This is a genomic window from Pararhizobium capsulatum DSM 1112 (assembly GCF_030814475.1).
In the GTDB taxonomy this organism is placed as follows: Bacteria; Pseudomonadota; Alphaproteobacteria; order Rhizobiales; family Rhizobiaceae; genus Pararhizobium; species Pararhizobium capsulatum.
Genome location: NZ_JAUSVF010000001.1, coordinates 662,228 through 686,131 on the forward strand (window position 1 = coordinate 662,228; position 23,904 = coordinate 686,131).

At 57.4% G+C, this 23,904-nt stretch carries 25 protein-coding genes, 1 tRNA gene and 2 pseudogenes; 15 read left to right on the forward strand and 13 right to left on the reverse strand.

The features are described from left to right. Positions 1 to 269: 269 nt before the first annotated feature. From QO002_RS03055 to tnpC, 5 genes and pseudogenes are all read left to right on the forward strand, one after another. A complete protein-coding gene (locus QO002_RS03055) occupies positions 270 to 629 on the forward strand; it encodes a hypothetical protein (RefSeq protein WP_370878447.1) in 360 nt (119 codons plus the stop codon). Positions 630 to 714: 85 nt separating this feature from the next. Beyond that, on the forward strand, positions 715 to 1,053 hold the full coding sequence (locus QO002_RS03060; protein WP_307226566.1) for a SpoIIAA family protein: 339 nt from the start codon (positions 715 to 717) through the stop codon (positions 1,051 to 1,053). 75 nt (positions 1,054 to 1,128) lie between these two features. Continuing rightward, positions 1,129 to 1,491 carry an IS66-like element accessory protein TnpA gene (gene tnpA / locus QO002_RS03065; protein ID WP_307226568.1) on the forward strand — a complete coding sequence of 121 codons (363 nt, stop codon included), beginning with the start codon at positions 1,129 to 1,131 and terminating at the stop codon, positions 1,489 to 1,491. Beyond that, on the forward strand, positions 1,488 to 1,808 hold the full coding sequence (gene tnpB / locus QO002_RS03070) for an IS66 family insertion sequence element accessory protein TnpB (protein ID WP_307226570.1): 321 nt from the start codon (positions 1,488 to 1,490) through the stop codon (positions 1,806 to 1,808). The genes tnpA and tnpB overlap by 4 nt, the downstream gene beginning before the upstream one ends. Before the next feature lie 98 nt (positions 1,809 to 1,906). Continuing rightward, positions 1,907 to 3,261, forward strand: a pseudogene (gene tnpC / locus QO002_RS03075) (IS66 family transposase); the annotation flags it as partial. Positions 3,262 to 3,545: 284 nt separating this feature from the next. Here tnpC and QO002_RS03080 read toward each other — a convergent pair. Further along, a complete protein-coding gene (locus tag QO002_RS03080; RefSeq protein ID WP_307226573.1) occupies positions 3,546 to 4,667 on the reverse strand; it encodes an IS110 family RNA-guided transposase in 1,122 nt (373 codons plus the stop codon). A 56-nt stretch (positions 4,668 to 4,723) separates the two neighbouring features. Between QO002_RS03080 and QO002_RS03085 the strand changes: the two are divergent. Together QO002_RS03085 and QO002_RS03090 are read left to right on the forward strand one after the other, a co-directional pair. Further along, positions 4,724 to 4,960 (forward strand): annotated as a pseudogene (locus QO002_RS03085) (transposase domain-containing protein); the annotation flags it as partial. Further along, positions 4,960 to 5,286, forward strand: a complete 327-nt coding sequence (locus QO002_RS03090) for a hypothetical protein (protein WP_307226575.1) — start codon at positions 4,960 to 4,962, stop codon at positions 5,284 to 5,286. The pseudogene QO002_RS03085 and the gene QO002_RS03090, both read left to right, overlap by 1 nt. 861 nt (positions 5,287 to 6,147) lie before the next feature. Here the strand turns inward: QO002_RS03090 and QO002_RS03095 are convergent. The 6 genes from QO002_RS03095 to QO002_RS03120 form a co-directional block, all read right to left on the reverse strand. Then, positions 6,148 to 6,951 carry an SDR family NAD(P)-dependent oxidoreductase gene (locus tag QO002_RS03095; RefSeq protein ID WP_307226577.1) on the reverse strand — a complete coding sequence of 268 codons (804 nt, stop codon included), beginning with the start codon at positions 6,949 to 6,951 and terminating at the stop codon, positions 6,148 to 6,150. Continuing rightward, complete coding sequence (locus QO002_RS03100; protein WP_307226580.1) at positions 6,948 to 7,733, reverse strand: hypothetical protein; 786 nt, start codon at positions 7,731 to 7,733, stop codon at positions 6,948 to 6,950. Before QO002_RS03100 ends, QO002_RS03095 begins: the two co-directional genes overlap by 4 nt. Positions 7,734 to 7,743: 10 nt before the next feature. Further along, on the reverse strand, positions 7,744 to 8,337 hold the full coding sequence (locus QO002_RS03105; protein WP_307226582.1) for a protein-S-isoprenylcysteine O-methyltransferase: 594 nt from the start codon (positions 8,335 to 8,337) through the stop codon (positions 7,744 to 7,746). Positions 8,338 to 8,390: 53 nt separating this feature from the next. After that, positions 8,391 to 8,975 carry a hypothetical protein gene (locus QO002_RS03110; RefSeq protein WP_307226585.1) on the reverse strand — a complete coding sequence of 195 codons (585 nt, stop codon included), beginning with the start codon at positions 8,973 to 8,975 and terminating at the stop codon, positions 8,391 to 8,393. 157 nt (positions 8,976 to 9,132) lie between these two features. Then, positions 9,133 to 9,252 carry an ABC transporter gene (locus QO002_RS03115; protein ID WP_307233116.1) on the reverse strand — a complete coding sequence of 40 codons (120 nt, stop codon included), beginning with the start codon at positions 9,250 to 9,252 and terminating at the stop codon, positions 9,133 to 9,135. Positions 9,253 to 9,421: 169 nt separating this feature from the next. Then, complete coding sequence (locus QO002_RS03120; RefSeq protein ID WP_307226587.1) at positions 9,422 to 10,009, reverse strand: L,D-transpeptidase; 588 nt, start codon at positions 10,007 to 10,009, stop codon at positions 9,422 to 9,424. Positions 10,010 to 10,220: 211 nt separating this feature from the next. Here QO002_RS03120 and QO002_RS03125 point away from each other — a divergent pair, with 211 nt between their 5' ends. Continuing rightward, the gene (locus QO002_RS03125) at positions 10,221 to 10,976 is read left to right on the forward strand and encodes an SDR family NAD(P)-dependent oxidoreductase (protein WP_307226589.1); all 756 of its coding nucleotides are present in this window, start codon (positions 10,221 to 10,223) and stop codon (positions 10,974 to 10,976) included. A 324-nt stretch (positions 10,977 to 11,300) separates the two neighbouring features. On the opposite strand, the gene QO002_RS03130 is transcribed toward QO002_RS03125, so the two are convergent. Together QO002_RS03130 and QO002_RS03135 are read right to left on the reverse strand one after the other, a co-directional pair. Next, positions 11,301 to 11,376 (reverse strand) — tRNA-Ala (locus QO002_RS03130). Positions 11,377 to 11,637: 261 nt separating this feature from the next. Then, entirely contained in the window at positions 11,638 to 12,024 is a 387-nt protein-coding gene (locus QO002_RS03135; protein WP_307226591.1) for a TIGR02300 family protein, read from the reverse strand. A 309-nt stretch (positions 12,025 to 12,333) separates the two neighbouring features. Between QO002_RS03135 and cmk the strand changes: the two genes are divergently transcribed. Beyond that, positions 12,334 to 12,960, forward strand: coding sequence for a (d)CMP kinase (cmk, locus tag QO002_RS03140; protein ID WP_307226593.1), 627 nt, complete (start codon positions 12,334 to 12,336; stop codon positions 12,958 to 12,960). A 116-nt stretch (positions 12,961 to 13,076) separates the two neighbouring features. Further along, positions 13,077 to 14,780, forward strand: coding sequence for a 30S ribosomal protein S1 (rpsA, locus tag QO002_RS03145; protein ID WP_307226594.1), 1,704 nt, complete (start codon positions 13,077 to 13,079; stop codon positions 14,778 to 14,780). Between the two features lie 80 nt (positions 14,781 to 14,860). On the opposite strand, the gene QO002_RS03150 is transcribed toward rpsA, so the two are convergent. The 3 genes from QO002_RS03150 to QO002_RS03160 all read right to left on the reverse strand — a co-directional run bounded on the left by QO002_RS03150 (position 14,861) and on the right by QO002_RS03160 (position 19,042). Next, on the reverse strand, positions 14,861 to 15,466 hold the full coding sequence (locus QO002_RS03150) for a nucleoside deaminase (RefSeq protein WP_307226596.1): 606 nt from the start codon (positions 15,464 to 15,466) through the stop codon (positions 14,861 to 14,863). 76 nt (positions 15,467 to 15,542) lie between these two features. Beyond that, a complete protein-coding gene (locus QO002_RS03155) occupies positions 15,543 to 17,015 on the reverse strand; it encodes a nucleobase:cation symporter-2 family protein (protein WP_307226598.1) in 1,473 nt (490 codons plus the stop codon). 164 nt (positions 17,016 to 17,179) lie between these two features. Further along, positions 17,180 to 19,042, reverse strand: a complete 1,863-nt coding sequence (locus QO002_RS03160) for a hypothetical protein (protein ID WP_307226600.1) — start codon at positions 19,040 to 19,042, stop codon at positions 17,180 to 17,182. Between the two features lie 361 nt (positions 19,043 to 19,403). Between QO002_RS03160 and QO002_RS03165 the strand changes: the two genes are divergently transcribed. Then, on the forward strand, positions 19,404 to 20,786 hold the full coding sequence (locus QO002_RS03165; RefSeq protein WP_307226601.1) for a nicotinate phosphoribosyltransferase: 1,383 nt from the start codon (positions 19,404 to 19,406) through the stop codon (positions 20,784 to 20,786). Positions 20,787 to 20,868: 82 nt separating this feature from the next. Beyond that, a complete protein-coding gene (locus QO002_RS03170) occupies positions 20,869 to 21,204 on the forward strand; it encodes a DUF6665 family protein (RefSeq protein ID WP_307226603.1) in 336 nt (111 codons plus the stop codon). 160 nt (positions 21,205 to 21,364) lie between these two features. Here the strand turns inward: QO002_RS03170 and QO002_RS03175 are convergent, their stop codons facing one another. Next, complete coding sequence (locus QO002_RS03175) at positions 21,365 to 21,991, reverse strand: ribonuclease D (RefSeq protein WP_307226604.1); 627 nt, start codon at positions 21,989 to 21,991, stop codon at positions 21,365 to 21,367. A gap of 100 nt (positions 21,992 to 22,091) precedes the next feature. On the opposite strand from QO002_RS03175, the gene QO002_RS03180 reads away from it, so the two are divergent. From QO002_RS03180 to QO002_RS03190, 3 genes are all read left to right on the forward strand, one after another. After that, positions 22,092 to 22,430: a hypothetical protein gene (locus tag QO002_RS03180; protein ID WP_307226606.1), complete on the forward strand. Its 339-nt coding sequence runs from the start codon at positions 22,092 to 22,094 to the stop codon at positions 22,428 to 22,430. A 178-nt stretch (positions 22,431 to 22,608) separates the two neighbouring features. Continuing rightward, the gene (locus QO002_RS03185; protein WP_307226608.1) at positions 22,609 to 23,049 is read left to right on the forward strand and encodes a hypothetical protein; all 441 of its coding nucleotides are present in this window, start codon (positions 22,609 to 22,611) and stop codon (positions 23,047 to 23,049) included. Positions 23,050 to 23,189: 140 nt separating this feature from the next. Next, entirely contained in the window at positions 23,190 to 23,858 is a 669-nt protein-coding gene (locus tag QO002_RS03190) for a hypothetical protein (protein ID WP_307226610.1), read from the forward strand. Positions 23,859 to 23,904 lie beyond the last annotated feature (46 nt).

A 23,904-nucleotide genomic window follows, 5' to 3' on the forward strand; every position in this document is an offset into this window, starting at 1 on the left:
GCAAGGTCAATTTTCATCGCCGGGTTGGGTGCCTCTCCGGTCGGCATCGCCGTGATGGTGATGCACGAAAGGTACCCTTCGAAATTTCTTTTTGGAAATCTTTGGACGGGACATCGCGCGCTGCCCAATCACGAGCTGGCCGATCGGAAATAATTTCGAGGCCGTTCAAGGATGTGCTGATACGTGATAATATCAGCAATCTTGACACACAGACGATCAGGCTTCGTCTATCTGTCATGGATAGACTATGGGTTGCTGGGAGCGCGCCTATGACTCGATCATCGCTTGTAACAATGAAAAAATCTCTGAAGACGGTTGTGGCGACGCTCGCTGCCATTTGGATGATGTTGGGAGTGCTTGAAGTTTCCGCCGCCTACGCGCAAGAGGATCCTTTCGCTCAATTTCCGTTTGTTATCACCTGCAAGAACAAGGGCACTCAACTCGCATTCTATTTATCCAGGGTCACCGAAGACGGCACCGCAACTTATTTGGCCGCGGATAGGCTTGCCGGCACGATCACGTTGGACGGGAATGCAAAAGCGGTTGGTGACACGGTAGGTGGCACCTGTTTGGGCAAAACGCTTGAACAGTTGCGCGCGTCTGGCCAAGCCCACGACCTCAAGCCCTAGTGGGCAGGGAATATCCCCTGCCAGACAGGCGCAGGAACCAAGGCACGCGCCGGAAGGATCCTGGTTCAGATGAGGAAATGCCGCCATGGTTCTCCTTGAGCCCCTGCGTGAAAAAAATATCCTGATTGTTGCGCCTCAGGGTCCTCTCGGGCAGGCGGACTTCGAGACGATCGCAAAAGCGGTCGATGCCTGCCAGACTTCAGAGGGCAAGGTCGCCGGTCTGATGATCACGATCGGTTTGTTTCCCGGATGGCAGAGCTTTTCGGCTTTCACTGCACATCTGAAGTTTGTCGCTCGTCACCACCGAAGAATCCACCGTATCGCAGTCGTGACGAATAGTGCGCTTTTGAAAATCGTTCCGGGTATCGCCGGCGTTTTCCTTCACCCGGAAATCCGTAAGCGTCCGGCGAGCAGATTTCTCTGATCGGCCAAATCAGGCGATGTTCTGGCATTAGAACCAGCATTAGTGCTGACATTAATTCCAGATCAAAGAGGTTTCATGGCTCGAATTGAGATCATGTCCGGGACTGAGCGCAGACGGCGTTGGTCGGACGAAGCGAAACTGAGGATATTGGCAGAAGCGGATCAACCTGGTGTTCGCATTGGTGATGTGGCTCGCCGGCATGACATTCATCCTGGCCAAATCCGTTTGTGGCGGCAGTCCTTCAGCTATGTTGGTCGACCAGCGATGTTCCTTCCGGTGGAAATCACCGAGGAAGTGAGCGCTACCCAGGCACCTGATACGCCACCGACGCCAGCGGTCATTGAGATCTCGCTACGAAACGGTCGGGGCTTGAAAGTCCCGATTGATGTTGAGCTGAAGCTGCTTACGTCGCTGGTGGCCTGTCTGGAGGCGGCATGATCGGACCTTCCGGGAATGTGCGGGTCTATCTGGCCTGCGGAGTAACGGACATGCGGCGTGGCATTGATGGTCTATCGGCGCTGGTCGAGACGGCGATTAAGGAGGCACCGGGCTCGAGTGCGATCTTCGGCTTCCGCGGAAAGCGCGCCGATCGGATCAAGCTTCTCTGGTGGGATGGCCAAGGGTTTTGCCTATTTTACAAGGTTCTTGAGCGCGGATACTTTCCATGGCCGACGGCGAAAGAGGGCGTTGCGCACCTGACGCAGGCGCAGCTCTCGATGCTTGTGGAAGGGATTGATTGGCGCCGACCTGCATGACTTCGGCCCCGGCGAGAACGGGCTAAAACGCTTATTTTGCAGGGAAATCCGGGGCAAAATTCTGGCGCTCCAGGGGCAAATCTGCTACGTTTACGGGCATGGGAACAACGCCTCTGCACAGTCAGGACGAGCTATCTGTTTTGCGCGCACTCGTCGCGGAACAGGCGGCGAAACTTGAGAGCCAGGAAGCCGAAGTCATCAAGCGCGACTCCATTATCGGGCTGTTGCGGGCGCAACTGGAATTGCTCCGACACCGGCAGCATGGCGCGTCTTCGGAAAAGATCGACCGGAAGATCGAGCAGTTTGAGCTGATGCTGGAGGAGATCGAGGCCTCTCGTGCCGAGGCTGAACTGCGCTCCGGGAAAACCCCTCTGCCGGAGTTGGACGACACATCCGAGAAGCCGAAGCGCAAGCCATTGCCAGATGGTCTCGCCACCGAAGAACTGGTCTATGCAGCTCCCTGCAATTGCCCGACCTGCGGTGGCACCTCGTTCCTGAAGGCGGCCGACAGGGTGGTCCAGGTGCTGGAGCACGTGCCGGCGTCGGTGAAGATTGTCCGCCATGTCGAAAAGCGCATGATCTGCAGGGAATGCGATACGACAGTGGCTGGCGAGATGCCGACCCTGCCGATCGAGCGCGGCAAACCCGGACCGGGATTGCTCGCCCATATCATGGTCGCCAAGTTCGACGATCACATCCCCCTCTACCGCCTGTCCGAGATGTACGACCGGTTGGGGATAGACATCTCCCGATCCGTGATGGCGGACTGGGTCGGTCGCGTCTCCGTTCTACTGGCTCCTCTCATCTTGCTGATCAGAGCCCATATCGCCGCGCTTGACCGAATACATACGGACGATACCCCCGTCGATGTTCTCGACCCCGGACGGGGCAAGACAAAAACCGGCAGGGTCTGGGTCTATGTCTTCGACGGCAGTGGCTATCGAGCCGCCACTCCCGGTGCCATCGCTTATTACTATAGCCCTGACCGCAAGGGCATGCATCCGGCCGACCACCTCGCAAACTTCAGCGGTGTGATGCATGCCGATGGCTATGGGGGTTACAAGAAGCTCTACGGCAACCAGATCGTCGAGGCCGCCTGCATGGCGCATGTGCGCCGCAAGTTCCATGACGTGATCAAGCTGAAGCCGTCTCCGATCGCTGAGGAAGCGTTGTCGCGGATCGGAGCGCTCTACGATATCGAGAACCGTATCCGCGGCATGTCGGCTGACGAGCGGCGTACCCTGCGCCAACAACATGCCAGCTGGGAGAGTTGAAGGCCTGGATCGAGGCGACGCTTCCGATGCTGCCACAGAAGCAGAAGCTGGCCGAAGCAATGCGATACGCCCTCTCGCGATGGACAGCCTTGAGCGTTTACATCGACGATGGCCGTGTCGAAATCGATAACAACATAGCTGAACGAGCCATGCGTCCACTTGGAATTGGAAGGAAAAATTCTTATGACCATTATCAAGTATTGGGACGCACTTTAAAGCGCCACCCACCACGCAGGCAGCGTATAGCATTGCGTCACGGTCGGGATGGGTCAGAGCGCCAGGAATACTCGACGGTTGCTCAAACTCTTGTCCTGGGATTGGCTACCCAATGGTGACGATGCGTCGGAAGGCTGCCTCGATCTGGCTACGGACATAGGATAAACCCGTCCAAATTTTTGCCCGAGGATTCCTTCTCCGCTCCCGACGCTCTGACCATTCCCGATCGCTGATTATGGGCTAGCTCTCAAGCAGCAGGTGACATTGTTTCGACTTCCGTTTTGCGAGCAACATCCCATAGGAAGCCGACAAGCTCGCGAGCGACCGCGGTGATGGCCACGTTGCTCTTTTTACCTGATCCGACCAATTTGCGGTATCGAGAGCTCAGCCGCACCTGTGCTTTCCAGGCGATGTCATTAATGGCCTGCGGGACGTCCGGGCGTCGCTTATGCATCCAGTTCCCAACCTTGGCCTGAACGCGGTAGGACCAGGCAGCTTCGAAGAGCAAGGCGCGAAGGGCCGAGTTGCCTGTCTTCGTTATCCCGCGTGGTCGAACGGAACCGCCGCTTGAGTGCTCTCCAGGGACCAGTCCAAGGTATGCCATGAGCTTCCGGGGACTGTCGAAGCGAGAAAATATTCCGACCTCGGCGACCAGTGTTGCGGCAATGACCAAGCCTATGCCTTTGAAGGCCTGCAGGTTCATCACTGTACGTGCCAGGGACCATGTTTGAGAAATGACAGCGATCTGATCCTCCAACTCCTTTTTGCGGGCCTCGGCCTGTTCCAGTCGATTTAGATAGCTTTGAAACGCGATCTGCTGTGCATGATGTTGGAAATGTCGGTTGCGTAGCCAGGTTCTATGCCTCGAAGTCCATGACTTGGCTGAATACCGGAGGTCATGCTTTAACAAAAACAGTTGGATCAATGTTCGTGCTTTCCGCGCATCGTGAGACGCGACAGACCGGGCTCGCACTAGGTCACGCATCGCCTCGTGCACGACATCAGGAACCCAAACGAAGGTAAGTTCTCCGGCGCGCAACAGCCTTGCAAGCATCATGGCGTCGCGAGTGTCGTTCTTCTGCCGATTGCCCGGTCGGACAGGGGTATGGCTTGGCGCGACTACCCGGCAAACAAACCCCAACGCCTCAATTTGCCGAAAGACGTTGTATCCACACGGCCCTGCCTCGTAAACAAACTCTACCCGTCCGTGCCTGCTCGAAAGTTTCTTTACAAGTTTGGAGATCGCGTCTGGCTCGTTCGGAATCGCTCCGAATAGACGGACCTCGCCAGAACGGCCAGCGTCTGCAATGGCAACGGAGATCGAGTCTTTGTGGACGTCCAACCCAATATATGCATCGTAGTCAGTCATGACGAATCCATCCTCCCCATCGGCCGAAATGGCACCAGGCTATGCTGCGCTCAACGAATGACATCGCAAGGAGGAATGGTCATAGCATCTGGTTATTCGCAGGCTCGGACAAGGGTGGCGATCGCATCGCCAACATCCTGACCATCATCGAAACGGTCAAATTGCACGGCCATAATCCGGAGGTCTATCTGACAGATGTCCTGATCCGGATCCAGGATCACCCCAAGGACCGACTTGAAGACCTGTTGCCCTGGAATTGGACACCAGCAAAAGCCCGATGCGAGGCCGCCTGATGGCACGCTCGACCCGCGTATACACGATCAAAGCCGTCGCGGACCTCATCGACGAGGATATGGAGCTGCTCGAAGAGATCACGTACAATTCCGACAACATCGACTACGGCGAGATGATCCACATAGAAGACGGGTCCGAAGATGGCATAACCGGATTTACAGATCGCGGCATCGAATGCATAGAGGAACTCCTGCGCGATGCCCGGAGCTGGAAGGGCGGACTACGAAGCTTCCTGGTCGCGGATCATTGTGACCCGGAAACGATCGAACGCATCATGGCTAAAGAACAGGTTCGAATCGAGGCTCAAAACCGTAAGCAGGCATAAAATCTATTCGCCGGACGCTTACGGAAATCCGGTGTTTTACGCAAAAGGAACAGGCCCTTGCATGGTTGGAAAGCCGTCGATGACGAGGGGTTTGCGAGGGACTGCCGAAGGCGCTCCTGAGGGTGGACGGTGTGATCGGGTTCCTGCCTGAACCACTGCAGGCTCACAGAAGTGAAGTGGCGCGAATGTCCCGGGAACGGCTCTTTACCCAAACCGGCCTTGTTCAAACAAGGAAGAGGTGCTCGCAAGGAGGGCCGGCGATCCGGCTTCAATGGACGAAGGGCGCCGACTTTGGCTGGGAATTTTGCTCTTGCAGCACCCCTCATTTGATCCGTGGATGCAAGGTAGCCTATTGGTTGAGTTGACCTCCAGCGTGGACCGGGAGACCTTCCACTGTCAACTTGATGAAGAACGATCACAGTCGCGATCGTCAAAGCTGAGGAGTATTTCACGATGATAATTGCCGTGATCGCCTATTTCGTCGTGGCACTTGCCTTTATGGGATTCTCTTACGCGGAGGGTCGGGTTGCATTGCGACCTTCGTGGACGCCGACCAGGGTTCTGGGGCTACTGCTCGCGATCGTTTGGCCCGGAATACTTTTGGTCGTTCTGATTACGCACTTTGTAATGAAGTTCGAACAGCCGCAAAACACGACAATGATCCCTGGAAGGGTAATTGGAGTCCACAGCAACTGGCGTTGAACCGGCGATGATTCCCCATTTGCCTTTGCATCTGTTGCGGGCCTGCAAGGTCACACGGCGGGTTAGGATTTCCGTGTGCTTGGCGTCATGGCAAGCATCATCTCTCAAGTGTGCTCTGCCCCGGGGACCGAATACCCCGACCGTCTTCGAGCCGAGATCTCATGAATCCTTCCTCCTGCGCTGCAGGCGGCCTATCAGGGGTAGAATTATTGCAGTCGGCAGGAGCGCGGCGACAAGAGTGATCAACTTGGCTGAAATACCGGGAACAACGCGGCGACGGCCGGACTTGAAACCGCTCCAGGCGCGCTCGGCGACATAGTCAGCATCCAGCTTCGGCAATATCTTGAATAGAGCCGCCCGGTCCGCGCCGGACCTTTCAAGGAATTCTGTGGATACCGGTCCAGGCGAGACGCAGGTCACAGTTACACCCGCGCGCGACACTTCCTGATGGAGTGCGTCGGAAAATGAGCGTACGAACCCCTTGCTTGCATAATATAAAGCCATGTACGGCCCGGGAAAGAAACCCGCTATGGAGCCGAGATTGATCACGCCGCCACGTCCGCGCGCCAGCATTCCAGGCAGGAAGCGAAGTGTCATGTCGGTCAGGGCGCGGATATTGAGATCGATGATCCCAAGCTGATCGTTGACGGGGAGTGCTGCTGCCGGGCCTCGCAGGCCATACCCAGCACTGTTGACCAGGACACCGCAGATCAACTCTTTGGCGGCTAGGAAAGCTTCCAGACGTGCCGACGCATCGGCTGCGAGGAGATCCAGTTCCAGCGTGAAAGCCTTACCTCCGGCCTGCTCCACATCGAGCGCCGCTGCGGCGAGACCCTCAGGCGAGCGCGCCACGAGCACGACGACATTGTGCTCTCGGGCGGCAACTTTGGCGATTGCCCGTCCGATGCCGCGGGAAGCACCGACCACGACGACGGATGAACGAAATTCATCCTGTAAAGTCATTTCGATGCTCCTGCTGCCGATGTGATGGCAGGGGCGCCGCTCTGGGCGAGGACTTTGATTTCCTCGACGATCTCGCCGTTCAAGATCCTTTCGAACCGTTCCAATGCCCGTGCGATATTCGCTCCATCCATGACCCTGTGGTCATAGTGGACACGGACAGCAACCGATCCATCCTCGCTGATTGGACCGTAGTTGAGGAGTGTGGTCAGTGGGGTGAGGGGGTTGAGGGACTCCGCCCCGAGGCCCGAATAGACGGACAATTGAAACGTGCCGAAAAAGCGCGCACGCTTCCGCCCGATATTGAGCCCGAGCCACATGAGCAGCCACCTGACAGGCGCGGGCGCGCGAGCAAGTTTCAGAGAGCGCCGAAAGTCCTTGATCTCCAGAACAGGAAGGGACCTTGCAGAGCGAACAAGTGCTTCCAGCTGGGGGATTGAGCATTGCTCGGGACCTTTGATGGTGCTCAGCAGAACGACCCGTTCTCCGTCATGCTCGCGCTCGTGGGCAATGGAGGCCACGCTTGTCGGATATTCATAGAGCTGCGGCCTTGGAAACTTGATGTAGGCGCGCCGCAGCTCAGGCGTTTCCTGAGAGAGCAGAGCGTATCCCTTCAAGAAAAGCACCGTCCAGGACGGGCGGGTATCCAGCCCGTGTCTGGCCTCCAGCAGGGGGCGGAGGTTCATTTGCCGCTGAACTGTCACACGCGGCACTCCGATCGAAAACCTCATGAGATCTCCGACGAGTCGTCGTGACGCCGAAAGCTTGATCGTTCGGCCTCTCATCTTGATACCTCTAGTAAAGATAGGGGATGATGCGCTTGGTCTTCGCCATATAGGCGCTGTACTCTGGGCCGAAAACTTCCAACATCATACGCTCTTCCTTGTCCACCCTCAGGAAGAATAGTACCGCGAAGCCGATCAGGCCCGCCATTCCGGCCACCCAGTTCGACAGCAGAAACGCTTGAGAAAGCCCCATCAGAAGGAACGACGTATACATAGGGTGACGGACAAGGGAGTACGGGCCGGCGCTGATCAATTCGTGCTTTTGTCGGATCTCCAGCGTAATGGACCAGTTTCGCCCTAATTGCTTGTGGGTTCTTCGAAAGACCCACATTGCGGTGCAAAAGAGTATCGCACCGATCACAACGGCCCATAAATGGGAGGTATAGTCGGCCGCTCCAGGGATGCCGGTCGCGACGTAAAATCCCGGCACAATCGCAAGCCCTGCGAGAGCTGCAGCAAGTCCAACCGCCTCCGAAACGGTACGGCGGTTACTGACGACCGGCACTCGTTTTGCGCGACGCTCGAATGGGTATCGTATGATGCACCATGCGACAATTCCAAGAACCCAGACAATCTCGCCGACAACGGCTACTGATAAGTTCAAATCAAGTCACCAGAACCTTTCTGTGATCTGCCTTCCTGGATGCCCGTGCGCCATCAACCTGTATTCATTTGCCGAAGTTTTGTAATGAACTGTTGCGGCCTTAGCCAGATGCCTGGCGTCTTGTAGCCCATATGCTGCGCGATATCCGCAACAAAGGCGTTGCAATTATAAACCGACGCCTCCCAGAGATGGGATTTTGCCTGCAATTTGCGTATATATGCAACTGTGTCGCTGTATTCATCATCAGTCAGCATCACGCGCCAGCTCGCCGACCTGTACTGCTCTTCCAGGTCACCGTCTGTTGCTCCGGTCGAGGCCTGAACGGGTATGAAGTGGCCGACGACATAGGACGCGGCATCAGGAGAAGCTGGGGCAAGTCCTGCGACTTCGGGATTGATCATATTTCCGTTCTTATCCGTCCGGCCGAAAACGACATAGGTGTGGCCGTAGGTTAGCGCATAGCGGGAGCGGAACTCGATGAAATACCGATTTGATTTGTTTTCGGCCGCATTGGTTGGAGCGAGGCCCCTGCCGTTGGACGTATAATGCGGTAACGGTCTTTGATCTTCTGTCTGGCACGATGATAGAACAACCGCCATCACAATAACTAGCGGCACACCGCCTCTTCCAAGCGCCATTAGTAAGCTCCAGATGCAGGCCCTGACGAACACGAGCCCGAAGTCAGCATTAAGTCCACGCGTGCGCTGTGAGTTGCGAAGAAGCACAAGCCTGGCGATCTATGGGGATGAAGAGGAAGGGTCTACGTGACCCTTCCCAAGAATCAAACGCGATATGCTACTTGTAGACAGCTTCTGCTGGCGGTGGGGCCTTCCCCTTGCCTTTGCCAATCGTTCCGCAAGCACTCAGATTGGCTACGGCAAACATCGCAACGATTACGAATAGAATTCTGCTGATCATGAAGTCCTCTCCTCGTCATGGGATAGCTTTTCGAAGGCTACACCTTAAAGTTGGGCTGACGATCTGCACCTTGAATAGGGCAGATATGCATGTAGCATGCAACGAATCTACATTAGCATACACATATCGAGATGGCCAACCCTACGATTTCAATTGGTAAACGCCGTCAGATGACCACCACGCGTGTGCCAATATGAACTCGAGAGTAGAGATCGACAATGTTCGTGTTCGTCAAGCGAATGCACCCATTCGAAACTGCATGGCCTATTGACCAGGGAGCATTCGTTCCGTGCAAGCGGAACAAGGTGTCTTGTCCGTTCTGGTAGAGATAAAGGGCCGCGGCACCGAGAGGGTTGAGTGGCCCTCCCGGTACCCCATCGGCATACTTCGCCAGCCGGGGCTTGCGCTCAATCATGTCTTCGGTGGGCTTCCACGAAGGCCACTCTGCCTTGCGGCCGATGGTGGCTTCGCCCTTGAAACTCAGCCCTTCCTCCCCGACGGCAACGCCGTAGCGGGTCGCTTGTCCGCCCGCCTCCACAAGGTAAAGGTAGCGGCTCGCCGTATCGACGACGATAGTTCCAGGCGGTTCACTGCCCGGGTAGGCGACCTCCCGTCGTCGATAGCGGGGATGGATGTCCGGGCTCATCGAAAATGCGTAGCTCAATGGCGGCCTATCGTCCGAAGTGCATCCAGAAAGCACCAAAGCCAGGCTACCCAGCACGAGCCCGCGGCGTGTAATATCTTGTCTGTCCATTTCCACCTGCCAAGTGATTCGGTCGACCCCGTTTATTCCAAGCTAGATTATGACATCTTTTGACAAAGACACTCAACTCTGTGGAGTATGAGTTCGCCACACCGGCAACTTCTGAAGCTGCGCAATACCATGCGCTTCCATTTATCCGTAAAACCTTTGCATCAACAACGTGCTCTGGTCAAACATTAGCATATTAACGGGGGCCGAAACGATGAAGCTTTGCCTGGAAGGAAAGGTTGCGATTGTAACGGGGGCAGGTTCGGGAATTGGTGCCGCCGTTTCCCGGCAACTCGCTGACGAGGGGGCTGAGGTTGTCGTTGCCGATATCAATGCGGAAGCGGCAGACGAGATTGCTGCTGCGATCAGGTCAGAGGGAGGCCGCGCCCGTGATTTTGTCGTCGATGTTGGCGACAGTGACAGTGTCCAGAGACTTGTCGATTTTGCAGTCGAGACCTGTGGCGGCTTGGATTTGGCGGTGAACAACGCCGGAATTGATGGAGTTCGCGCGCCAGTCGGAGCCTATCCGCTCGACAATTGGCACAAGGTGATGAATGTCAACCTGAACGGAGTTTTCTATTGCATGAGGTGCGAAATTGCCGCGATGCGTAAGCTGAGCGGCGGCGCAATCGTGAATATGTCTTCAACGCTCGGTTCCGTTGGATTGCCCACCGCGGCGGCATACACCGCAGCCAAGCACGGGGTTGTCGGACTGACGAAAGTCGCTGCGATGGAGTATGCAAGATTCGATATCCGCATCAATGCCGTCGGTCCAGGCTGGATTGAAACACCACTTCTGTCAGAGCATATCGAGGCGGCGAGTACGCGACGCGCGGCATCACTTCAACCGATGGGCAGGCGTGGAACGCCGGAGGAGGTCGCGGCTCTCGTGTGTTTCCTCCTGTCCGAGCAGGCCAGCTTCATCACGGGGGCGCACTATCTGGTGGACGGCGCCTATACCGCTCACTGAAGAAGGGGCCTGGAGAGTGGACGTCGATTTTCTGGCTGTTCCGATTTTTTGCTAGAAGCTTGCCATTGCCGGAGGGACGCCAGTGTCCTGCCCCGAAGGGGCGGACTGTGTCGGAGAATTTACGGTCGGGCGTGACGCCTCGTGAGGTTTTGGAGCGGTTTGGACCAATGCCGAACCACTGTCTTTGTGAAGGGGCGGTGGTTGGCGGGTAGCTTGGCCGCGCAGCAATTTAAGCTTGGGTAGGGTCGTGCCGCACCGGCGTGTCCCAGAAATTCTGCCAGCTCGCGATCACGCCTGCAAACAATTGGTAGTCTGGAAAAAATTTGGTGGAGCTAAGCGGGATCGAACCGCTGACCTCTTGCATGCCATGCAAGCGCTCTCCCAGCTGAGCTATAGCCCCATATCGGGTTCCGGCAAAGCCGGTCCGGGAAGTCCGTCCGGGCGTTTCGTCCCGGGCAGGTGGCGGCTTATTACTTGCGCTTTTGGCAGATAGCAAGCCGAAAAATCAGACCGGGTACAATTTTCTTGATCTGGCCCGATGAAAGCCCCGCGCGACGAAACGAATGCCCGCGAGGATATCAAATGCAAGCCTTATGAAAGGCTTAAAGCATGTCGAGCAAATGCGCAGAGTGGATTTGCGGCAGCGACATGCTTTGGAGTTTTAGACTTCGTCGTCGTCGTCCGAAACGCCGATCAGGTCGGACAAGCCGTCATCATCGTCGTCTTCGTCTTCTTCGAGGAAGGTGTCGTCGTCGTCGCCTTCGATCTCGACGTCGTCATCGCCCAGGTCCGGAATGTCGTCGCCGCTATTGGCTTCGTCGGCCTCCTCCAGCGAAACCAGTTCGACTTCAGTGTTCTCGGTATCGACTTCCTGCACGTCCTCTTCCTCGGCCTTTTCAAGGACCTTGGCAACCGACGTCTCTTCGAAGAAGGACAGCGGATAGGACTTGCCGGTATAGGGAGAAACGATCGGGTCCTTGTTCAGATCGTAAAACTTACGGCCCGTTTCCGGATCGATACGCTTGGTTCCAAGTTCCGCTTTTGCCACGGTCAATGCCTCTCGTATGGCCGGGAGAGCCGGCATCTGCCGGAAAACCGGCGTTGACGAAGAAATGAATTAGCCGGTCCCCATAATCATCTTGGCCTTGTCTGTCAAAGCCTAACTTTCCTAGGGTGCGGCAAGCAGAGGTGGGATTGCATGCATGAAAGTCAAGAAGGACAGTTGGGGGAGACTTTCACATGGGAGGATCTGACGCAACCGGCTTGGCCTTCCTTTGTTTTTTCCGTTAACAGAGGAAAACCATGGCTGTGGAATCACTCTTCGCAACAGCCGATCGAACGCTTGAGGATTTCGACCATGATCATCGCCATCGACGGACCCGCTGCGGCCGGAAAGGGAACACTTTCACGCCGGATCGCCGCCGAATACGGCTTTCATCATCTCGATACCGGCCTCACCTATCGCGCCACTGCCAAGGCACTGCTCGATGCGGGGCTACCACTCGACAACGAGCCGGTCGCGGAGAAGATGGCGCTTGAGGTGGAGCTCGCAGGTCTCGACCGCGAGGTGCTCTCGGCCCATGATATCGGTGAGGCTGCCTCCAAGATCGCGGTCATGCCCTCCGTACGAGGTGCGCTCGTCGAGGCGCAACGTGCCTTTGCAACCCGCAAGCCAGGTGCCGTGCTCGACGGCCGCGATATCGGCACGGTCGTTTGCCCCGATGCGCCGGTAAAGCTCTACGTGACGGCTTCTCCCGAAGTGCGCGCTCGGCGGCGTTTCGACGAAATGGTCGGAAATGGCGTTCCGGCTGATTATCTGGCCGTTCTGGCCGATATCCGGAAGCGCGACGAGCGCGACATGGGCCGTTCCGACAGCCCGCTTCGCCCGGCTGAAGACGCGCACTTGCTTGATACGTCCGAAATGAGTATAGAGGCCGCATTCTTGGCGGCGAAGGTCCTCATCGACGCTGCATTGAACAAATAGTCCGAAAGACCGTCCCCGCGCCGGATTTGCTCCCTGATGAATGGAGCGGATGGATTTTGGACATGATCAACACGAACCACCGGCGCTTGTGCCCATGCGGCACATCAGGAGTATTCATGTCTCAAGCCAATCCCACCCGCGACGATTTCGCCGCGCTGCTGCAGGAATCCTTTGCCACGCAGGATCTTGCCGAAGGCTACGTTACCAAGGGTATCGTCACCGCCATCGAAAAGGACGTCGCGATCGTCGACGTCGGTCTGAAGGTCGAAGGCCGCATCGCGCTCAAGGAATTCGGCGCCAAGGCCAAGGACGGCACGCTGAAGGTCGGCGACGAAGTCGAAGTCTATGTCGAGCGCATCGAAAATGCACTTGGCGAAGCTGTTCTGTCGCGCGAGAAGGCTCGCCGCGAAGAGAGCTGGGTTCGTCTCGAAGTCAAGTTCGAAGCCGGCGAACGCGTCGAAGGCGTCATCTTCAACCAGGTCAAGGGTGGTTTCACCGTCGATCTGGATGGTGCCGTTGCCTTCCTTCCGCGCTCCCAGGTCGACATCCGTCCGATCCGCGACGTTACCCCGCTGATGCACAACCCGCAGCCCTTCGAAATCCTCAAGATGGACAAGCGTCGCGGCAACATCGTCGTATCGCGTCGTACGGTTCTTGAAGAGAGCCGCGCTGAGCAGCGTTCGGAAATCGTTCAGAACCTTGAAGAAGGTCAGGTTGTTGACGGCGTCGTCAAGAACATCACCGATTACGGTGCGTTCGTTGACCTCGGCGGCATCGACGGCCTGCTGCACGTTACCGACATGGCATGGCGCCGCGTCAACCATCCGTCGGAGATCCTGTCCATCGGCCAGCAGGTCAAGGTTCAGATCATCCGTATCAACCAGGAAACCCACCGCATCTCGCTCGGCATGAAGCAGCTCGAGTCGGATCCGTGGGATGGCATCGGTGCCAAGTACCCGGTCGGCAAGAAGATCTCCGGTACTGTCACCAACATCACCGACTACGGCGCATTCGTAGAGCTGGAGCCGGGCATCGAAGGCCTGATCCACATCTCCGAAATGTCCTGGACCAAGAAGAACGTACATCCCGGCAAGATCCTGTCCACGACGCAGGAAGTCGACGTTGTCGTTCTCGAAGTTGACCCGACCAAGCGCCGCATCTCGCTCGGCCTCAAGCAGACGCTTGAGAACCCGTGGCAGGCCTTCGCGCACAGCCATCCGGCTGGCACGGAAGTTGAAGGCGAAGTCAAGAACAAGACCGAATTCGGTCTGTTCATCGGTCTCGACGGCGATGTTGACGGCATGGTGCACCTCTCCGACCTCGACTGGAACCGTCCGGGCGAACAGGTCATCGAAGAGTTCAACAAGGGCGACGTCGTCAAGGCTGTCGTTTTGGATGTGGACGTCGACAAGGAGCGCATCTCGCTCGGCATCAAGCAGCTTGGCAAGGACTCGGTTGGCGAAGCAGCGGCTTCCGGCGACCTGCGCAAGAATGCTGTCGTTTCGTGCGAAATCCTCGCCATCAACGACGGTGGCATCGAAGTGAAGCTTGTCAACCACGAAGACATCACCTCGTTCATCCGCCGTGCCGATCTGTCGCGTGACCGCGACGAGCAGCGTCCGGAGCGTTTCTCCGTTGGTCAGGTTGTCGACGCCCGCGTCACCAACTTCTCCAAGAAGGATCGCAAGGTCATGCTGTCGATCAAGGCTCTGGAAATCGCTGAAGAGAAGGAAGCCGTCGCACAGTTCGGTTCGTCCGACTCCGGCGCTTCCCTCGGCGACATCCTCGGCGCGGCTCTGAAGAACCGTTCGGGCGAATAAGTCTTAACTCACGACATCAAGAAGCCCGCGGAAAGCAATTTCCGCGGGTTTTTTCTTTGAGTGGAATGGTTGCTGCCTTCTCAGTTCAGCGGAATGGCGTTGGCATCCTTGCCGGACTGATAGGTCGCGGAAAGCGCGTCGTATTTGCGGCTGATCGCCTCGGCGCGTTCCCTCAGATGCTTGCGCTCTGGCTCCGCAATACGCTCGATCAGATTGTGGATCGACTGGCCCTTCCAGAAGGCGTTTGCCTTGTTGTAGCCGCCCGGCTCCAGGGTGAAGACTTCCTTCAGGATCTTGAGATCGTGCGGAATGGAAAAGGCGTCGCGGGAATCCTCGTGGCTGAAGAAGTAGTAGAAGTTATCGAAACCCGCCCAGGTAATCGCCGAAAGACACATCGAGCAAGGCTCGTGCGTCGATAGAAAGATGAGCTCGCGGGAGGCGGGACGGTCGGATTGCGTCATCTCGTAGAAGCGCTTCAGCGTGTGCACTTCGCCATGCCAGAGCGGATTTTCCGTTTCATTGTTCGTCTCGACGAGAACCGTCGAATAATCAGACTTCCTCATGAGCGCGGCGCCGAAGATTTTGTTGCCCGCGGCAACACCGGCCTCGGTGGCGGGTATGATGCCGCTTTCCATCGCGGCAAGCAGCGCGTCGAGCAGCTCATAGGTTTCGTTTCGTTCAGTCATGTCGTCCTCTTTTGATAGGGATGAGGTGTCGCAGGTCAGGCATCTGCAGTTGGCTGCGACCAACTCTCGAAATTGATCAATGGGCTTCCGCTGGGATCAGCTGCACCTCGGCGCCCTTGGCGTCGTAGAGCTTGCCGTTCAGGAAATAATCGCCGTCATGCAGACGGGCGATGTCCTGATAGCGAATTGTCCGCTCTGTTCCTGCCACGAAGACCGACTGCTGGTCCGAATTCCCCAAGGTGAGGTGGTTGAACAGCAGATTGAGAGCGATTGCCATCAGCGCGGCGGAACTGATGCCGGAGTGGAAGATGGTCGCAACCCAGCCCGGAAAATGCTCGTAGAAGCCGGGAGACGCGATCGGTATCATGCCGAAGCCGATCGAGGTGGCCACGATGACCAGATTCATATTGTTGTTGTAGTCGACCTTCGACAGCGTGCGGATGCCGCTGGCGGCAACCGTGCCGAACAGCACGATGCCGGCGCCGCCGAGGACCGAGCTTGGAATTGCCGCGGCGACCCGGCCCATGACCGGTAGCAGGCCAAGGGCGACCAGGAAAATGCCGCCGGTGGCCACCACGAAACGGCTCTTGACGCCGGTGACGGCAACCAGACCGACATTCTGGGCAAAGGCGCTCTGCGTGAAGGAACCGAAGACGGGCGCGACGATGCTGGACAGCATATCGGCGCGAAGGCCGTCACCAAGACGACGGGAATCCACCTTCGTACCGACGATCTCGCCGACTGCAAGGATATCCGCCGAGGTCTCGACCAAGGTTACCATAATGACGATGAACATCGAAATGATAGCCGCGATCTCGAACGTGGGATAACCGAAGTGGAAAACGGCGGGCAGCGCAACGAGTGGCCCGTTGGTGACCTGCGAGAAATTGGTCATGCCCACGACATAGGCGATGCCCGTGCCGATGATGAGGGCGAGCAGGATCGACAGTCTCGAGATCGAAGCGCTGCCGAGCTTGCTGAGCAGCAGCACGATGAGCAGTGTCACCGCCGAGAGCTGGATGTTGGCCGGACTGCCGAAGTCGGGCGAGGCGCGGTTGCCGCCCATGGCCCAGAAGGCGGCGACGGGCATCAGCGTCAGGCCGATTGTGGTAATCACGATGCCGGTAACGAGGGGTGGAAAGAAGCGGGTAATGCGCGAAAAGACCGGCGTGATCAGCAAGCCGATCAGTGATGCCACGATCACAGCGCCTAGCACGGACTGTATGCCACCGCTACCGGCAATGGCGATCATCGTCGAAACCCCGGAGAACGAGACACCCTGCACAAGCGGCAAGCGGCTGCCGAAGAACGGCAAGCCCATGGTCTGCAGGATCGTGGCGAGCCCGCCGGCAAACAGCGACGCGGTGATCAACAGACCCGTATCGTTGGCACTCAGCCCTGCGGCTTGACCCAGAATGAGCGGAACGGCAACGATGCCGCCATACATTGTAAGGACATGTTGAAGTCCGTAGGCGATATTGGCTCCAATGCTGAGCCTCTCGTCTTCCGGACATAGGTATGATGCTTTTTCCTCTGTTATGTTTGCCAAGGGTATCTCCTCCTATACCTTCGCGAACGTCCCGGTTTCATCGGGACGAGATCAAGCTAGGGCAGGAGATCGCAAGCAGCCTTCCATAAAAAAGCGAAACACCTTACGGAAAAGCAGGCAAGTGCTGGCGCGCCACTCTTGAAATGACGGCTGGTGCATAGGTGCTAGCTGAAGCCGCCGAGGCGGCTGTAAAGCGCATAAGTATCGGAATCGCTGACATTTTCGTTGGGCGTGTTGACACCTTCCGAGAGTTCTTCGGCACTGTTGTCACGACGCTCGCCCGCTTCATTATCACGCGGCTCGTCGTCGCCCGAGGCGTCTTCGTCTTCCCGGCGACCAGAATCCTGCCATTCCTCTTCTTCTGCCATGGATGGAGTATGATTAGACTTGCCTGGCACCGGCATGGCAAGGAAGGGGATGCCCTCACGCAGGAAAAGCGCCTCCGGCAGTCTCTGCGGCAGCGAATCACGCTGTACATCGTCATTTAGCATGGTGCGGTTTGCAGTGGGGGCAGCCTCGCGTTCAGCGGTATCGAGCTCTGCAGGCATGTCCTGCGTCAATGGTAAATCGCGCGCCAAGTCGTCGCGCGCCGGTGTGCTTCCCGTTGAAAGCGACTTGCCATTGGCACTGGCGGGCAACTCGTTTTCCGTCCGGGACAGGGCAAAATCGGCCAGCAGCTGTTCCAGTGGCTCGTTGAGGCCATCGCTCGACAGGGGCATGCCGACCTCGATGAGGGTTTTCAGGGCATCGGCGATCGTGCGTGCCGTCCGCTCCGACACGGATGGTGCATTATGAGGCGAAGCCGTTTCGCCGGCCTTGTCTTGCGCTTGCCACCGTTCGACATCTGCGGTGCCATCCGAGGCATCGAGGTGTGACGGGATGTCATCTCCGACCGCAGCGTCCGGACCGGCGTCGTATGGCGCGTATTCCACCTCTTCCGTTTCGATCGCGACCGCACCCAGCGAGGTCTGTGGTTCCTCGGCCTTGATTGTCGACGATGCCATGTCGGACAAATCCCCGGTAGCCGACGAGGTCGGAATTTCCAATCCGCCCTCGCCAGGAAAGGCGGTCTCCAGCGGCAGGTCCATTTCCAGCGCCTGTTTGACCGCGTCGAACAGTTCTTCGTCTATGTCGCCACTGGCAATGGCGATGACCTGCGCCAGCGTCTCCGGATCGCTTGCAAGGAAGCGCACGACGGCATGAAGCGTCGGGATTGCTTCTCCGCCCAAACCTGAAGCCTGCCGCATGGCGGACATCGATGTGGTTGGGCGATCGGAACGTGTTGTCGCATCATGGGTCGTGGGTTCGCCGCTGCTGTCCTCCACGTCATCGGGGGCTCGGTCGATTGCCCGCAGCTCCTCGTCTACATTGAAGGCGCTGCGCAGGGCAGCCTGCAGCGCACCGGCATCGAATCCACCGGGAACGAAGGCGAAAGCGGCCGATTGCAGGGAGGAAAGCAGCGGCTGCGCTGGTACGGGCGAGCCGGACAGCCGCGGTTGAGGCTGGGGCAATGCCTGGCCATTCGCCTGCGACGCGGTCGTGCGCGCGACACCAGTCTGGCCGGGATCAGTCGTTGACCGCTGCGGCATGGCTGGCGCCGCATCAGGACGGCGCGAAGCCTCGGGCAACGGCATGGCCTTGACGATTTCCGCCAGGACCCGCACCGAGAGCGTGAGATTGCGCTGGCCGAGCTGCTTTTCAAGGGCAAGACGTGCGGCGGGCGGCAGGGTTTCGATGGCCGCAGCGATGCGCTTGCCAAAGTCGCGCAGGCTTTCCTGCGGAAGCGGCTCCACTTTCAAAAGACGCGACAGTGTGTCGAGGAGGCGCACCAGCGCTTCTTTCGGCAGGACCTCGGTCCCGACGAGATGCCGGTTCAGGGTTTCGAGAATGCGCAGTGCCGCTTCCGAGCGCTGGCCGGACTGGGCCGCCTGCTTCGGTGCAACCGTTTCCTTCGCCGGCACCTCGCCTGTGGGAATGGCAGCGGCGGGCGAGGTCACCGTCTTGACCGTGAGAATGGGTGTCAGCATCGCAATCTCCCGTCCGCTCGTGTTTCCCGCTTGTGTTTCGCCAACCGGCGTTGCCGGCATATTTAAAAATCGGCGGCCGTCGGCAGTGCCGGGTGACAAGGGAGATCGTCTGGGCGATGGAATAGAGCGCGTCATGCGCAGGCCCGGATGATAAATGCCACCCTCGGCAGTCTGCAGCATTCTCGACCGCGGCTTGCGATCGTCTTCATAGATTATCAATTTATGCGGAAATTCTTGATACTTCATTAAGCATATTGCGGTTGCGAAGAGCCATGTCACTCGCCTTTGCTTTGTGCTTGCCGCTCTCCGGGGCCTCGCGTACATCTGGCAAAAATCGACAGCCGCTTCGGGGAGGAGCGATATGGACTTCGGCAACCCAATCCTGAACACCGACAGTTACAAGTTCGGGCATTTTCTACAATATCCGCCGGGAACCCGGGCCATCTCCTCCTACATTGAGACCCGTGGTCAGCCCGACGAGGCGGATGTGTTGTTCTTCGGGCTGCAGATGTTCCTCAAGGACTATCTCGCACGCCCGGTGACGCGCGCCGATGTCGATGAAGCGGAAGCGATTGTCACCGCCCATGGTCAACCTTTCGACCGCGACGGATGGCTCCATATCGTTGAGCGGTTTGGTGGCTATCTGCCGCTTCGGATCGAAGCATTGCCGGAAGGAACGCTGGTGCGGCGCGGCGTTCCGCTCGTCCAGGTCGTTAATACCGATCCGCGATGCTTTTGGTTGACCTCCCATATCGAGACCGCATTGCTGCGCGCCGTCTGGTATCCGTCCACCGTCGCCAGCCAGATCCGCAAGCTGAAGCGTATCCTCCAGCCGATGCTGGAAAAAACAGCTGACAATCCCGAGGCCGTGCTGCCCTTCAGCCTTCATGATTTTGGCGCACGCGGCGCAACCTCCATGGAGCAGGCAGGCCTCGGCGGGGCGGCCCACCTCGTGCATTTCCGCGCCACCGACACGATGACCGGCATCCTCTATGCCCGACGCTATTACGATGCGGCGATGGCCGGTCTCTCCATGCCCGCGTCCGAGCACTCGACGATGACCACCTGGCGCGTGGGCGGAGAAACCCGCGCCTATGCCAACATGGTCGATCATTTCGCGGCCAAAGGCAGCGTGTCCGTCGTTTCCGACAGCTTTGACATCAACTACGCCGTCACCGAGATCTGGGGCAAGGAACTGAGGGAAAAGGTAAAGGCCAGCGGCGGCCGCGTCGTCATTCGCCCCGACAGCGGCGATCCGATCGAAACGCCCGTGCATGTGGTGCGCCAGCTCGATTATCATTTCGGCTCCACGCTGAACGGCAAGGGATACAAGGTGCTGCATCCCTCCGTCCGGGTGCTGCAGGGGGATGGCCTGTCTTCTGCCGACATGGGGCAGATCCTCGGCCGGCTGGAAGCGTTTGGCTTCTCGGCGGAAAACATCTCCTTTGCCATGGGGTCGGGCATCCTGCAGAAGGTGAACCGCGATACCTATTCCTTTGCCATGAAGGCGAACGGTCGAATGGACGACAAGGGCCGCTGGCACGATGTCTTCAAGCGACCTGCGACGATGAATGTGAAGGCTTCTAAGGCAGGGCGGCAGGCTGTCGTGAACACTGCCCTTGGGCTTGAGGCCGTGCGGCTTGCCGACCTCGGCGACCGCCACAACCACCTTATCCCTATCTGGGAAAATGGCCGATTGCTCAAGGACTGGAGCCTTGCGGAGGTGCGCGAACGCGCCCGCTGAAAGCGCCGTTCGGTATGAGAATGGTCTTGCGGATTGGCGTGGCGCGCTCCATGTTTCCTGGCGAGAAAACAGGAAGCTTCCCATGACGGTTCGCCCACCGCAGGCGCTTGCACCTTCCTTCAGCCGTAACAGCGGGCTGAACCTGCTCGAATACGAGCTGATGTCCGAGCGGGCCGATTCGCTTGGCCGCCATGGCCTGAAAGTGGAAAAGGCGATTGCCGCTCTCGCCGCGATTGACCTGCACACCCCGCCGGAGCGGCGCGAGGCACTGTTGAATGAAGCGGCAGATGTCGTCTGGGCGTTCTTCATTCAGCGCGAAATCTGTGGCCTGCGTTCAAATCGCGATGCCATCCAGCGCTATGGCATCCCTAAACAAGTGATTGCCCGACTTGGGATCGTGCGACCGAAGTCGATCTAGAGGATGTCTGGTTCAGATTGAACCAGACATCCTCTAGCTCCTTTTGTTTCCGTTTGTCTTTTCGGGAAAACCGGTTTCCACTTTTCCCTGACAAACTCTAGCCGCCGGAAAGCCGCAGCGATCGGTTCCCCAGTGTTTCAGGACTTTCCAGCTGCCCAATTCAGCTGTGTGCGAAAATGTCGGTTTCTTCCCATCCGAGAAGATCGAGCTTGCAGCGTGTCGGCAGGAACGCGAAGCATGCATCCGCATGCTCCATGCGCCCGTCGCGCAGCAGGCGCGCTGTGAGTTTGTCGCGCAGGGCATGAAGATGCAGCACATCCGAAGCCGCATATTCGAGCTGCGCCTGCGAGAGCTTTTCAGCACCCCAGTCGGAAGACTGCTGTTGCTTGGAGATATCAACTTCAAGCAGTTCCTTGAGATTGTCCTTCAGGCCGTGGCGGTCCGTATAGGTGCGGGTCAGTCGCGAGGCAATCTTGGTGCAAAACACCGGTGTCGTCGTGACGCCGAAGGTGTGAAACAGAACGGCAATATCGAAGCGCCCGAAGTGAAAGATCTTCTGCCGGGTCGGATCCTCAAGCATGGCAACCAGTTTGGGCGCCTGCTTCTGTCCCGCGGCGATCTGGATGACATCGGCCGTTCCGTCGCCGGGGGAAAGCTGGACGACACAGAGACGGTCGCGGCGCGGGATCAGGCCAAGGGTTTCGGTGTCGATGGCAATCGCGCCTCTGTAGCGCTCGGCATCGGCGGCCGGGATATCGCCATTGTGAAACCGTATTGTAGTGGCCATGGAAAATCTCCACATGTCATATAGATGGATGCGCTATAACGCATGTGGCTGTGGAGCGATACCGTTTCAACATGCACAGCAAGGTAAGCTGGAGTAGAGGATGTCATTGTCGAAAATCCGGTTCCTGTTGCCCGCCACCCTGCTGCTCCTGGTTCCTGCGTCCGTCCACGCGCAGCTCGCGGCAGCGAATGAGGCTTCTCCCCCGCGCGAGATCGCGCAATTCTTCAACGACCTGCCGGGCGTTCACGCCCAGGACCTGCTCAACGAGCCAAGCAAGGTGGTTTGCGAGCAAATCGTGCAACACCGGCCAGGCGTCGAGCCGACCAATGGTCTGCGCTACCACGTTCTCAACAGCTGCAGTGATGAAGGTGGTCCTGCATTCCAATCTCCGCAGTTACCGCTTTCCCTTGAGCGTGAAAAACGGGGACTTGGTTACTGAGAAAAGTATTTCGGGCGAACTTCGGCGCCGTGCTCTATGCGTAAGATTCCGGCTACCTACCCGCAAAACCTTGTATCTTAAGCATTTCACGAGAATCCGTATTGACAGTCGCCATAAGAGGATTCTAATGTGGTTAGTATAAGTTTAATGGCGTCAGGCGTACAGAGTCTTTCGCATATTGAGAGGTTTTATTATGTTTAAGAAGACTTTCTTTGTTGCAGCTCTAGCTTTTGCGAGTGTCTCTGCTCTCTCTTCCGCGCAGGCAGCGACGCCGGCAGAGACTGATCTGGCCATTTCGTCCGTCTCCGGATGTGAGGCTTCCTCCTGCGTCGGTCTTGTACAGGCTGCTCTGGCGGCCGCAAACAGCCTTCCGGATGGTGCTGAAAAGGATGCGTTGTTGCAGAAGTTGATTGCTGCTGTTGCGGCAGCAGGTGTTGCGAATCCTGAGATCGCCGGTGAATTGAGTGCCTTGGCCGAGAGCGCAAATGGTTCGCTTTCCGCTGAAGCAAAGGCTGCTGCAGCTACAGCCGCTACAGAGACCACTGCTGGCGCATCCACGGATAGCGGCGCATCGCATGGTGAGCAGGGTGACGGTTTAGGCGGCGTTGACGCAAGCTGATATCGGCTCCAAATTTTGTGTATTAAAAGCGTCCTCTCGGGGCGCTTTTTTTATACCGCAGGTTTCATTCTTTTTTTAAGCGGAATGCGTTACGAAAGAATACTGAACTGTAGGGCATCTTCAGCTCAGGGTCATGGTAGATGAAAAAAACATATATATTCTTTTCTGTAGTATGCCTTGCTCTTGCTGCTGGAAGTCTACACGTCTTGTCTGGAGAGCTTGAACCATTTGTTGCAGAGCGGTTTCCCGACGCAAAGATAAGTGGTGCCTTTTCGGCAGATGCTTTGGCGCATGGCATGTCTTCATATTCAAAGGAAATGATTATGAAGGACTGTTTCGTGGGCATTCGCGGTTATAACAAAGCGGATATCTACAATATCAAGGCAATGAGCGCCGTCGAAAAATGTCGCATACGAGCTTCAGGGATTGTGAAAACAACGCCTACGGACTCCTTTGCCTGGTTGGTACGCGCGGCGGCTTCAATTCGTTTGGGAAAAGTAGAAGAGTTCAACCAGTCTGTCACGAATTCGCAGATGAGCGGGCCAAACGAGCAGTGGATTGCGCGTCATCGAGTTGAGCTAGTCGAAAATTTTCTACCGCAAGCAGATGCTCCAACTCTTGCATCGCATACGATAGATCTTGGAAGTCTTGCTAGCAGCGGGCGCGGGGTAAGATATCTTGCGGGGCGTTACATTTCGAATCCGGATTTCAGAGAGAGAATCACTGCAATCGTCGAGACTTTGCCTCCAAAGGAACAGCGTGCTTTTCTCGCGAACATAAAACGGGTGATGCGTGAAGGTGAGATTTGACGTGATCTAGCGTTGCTGAAGTTGGACGTGTAGCACACGAGGCCAT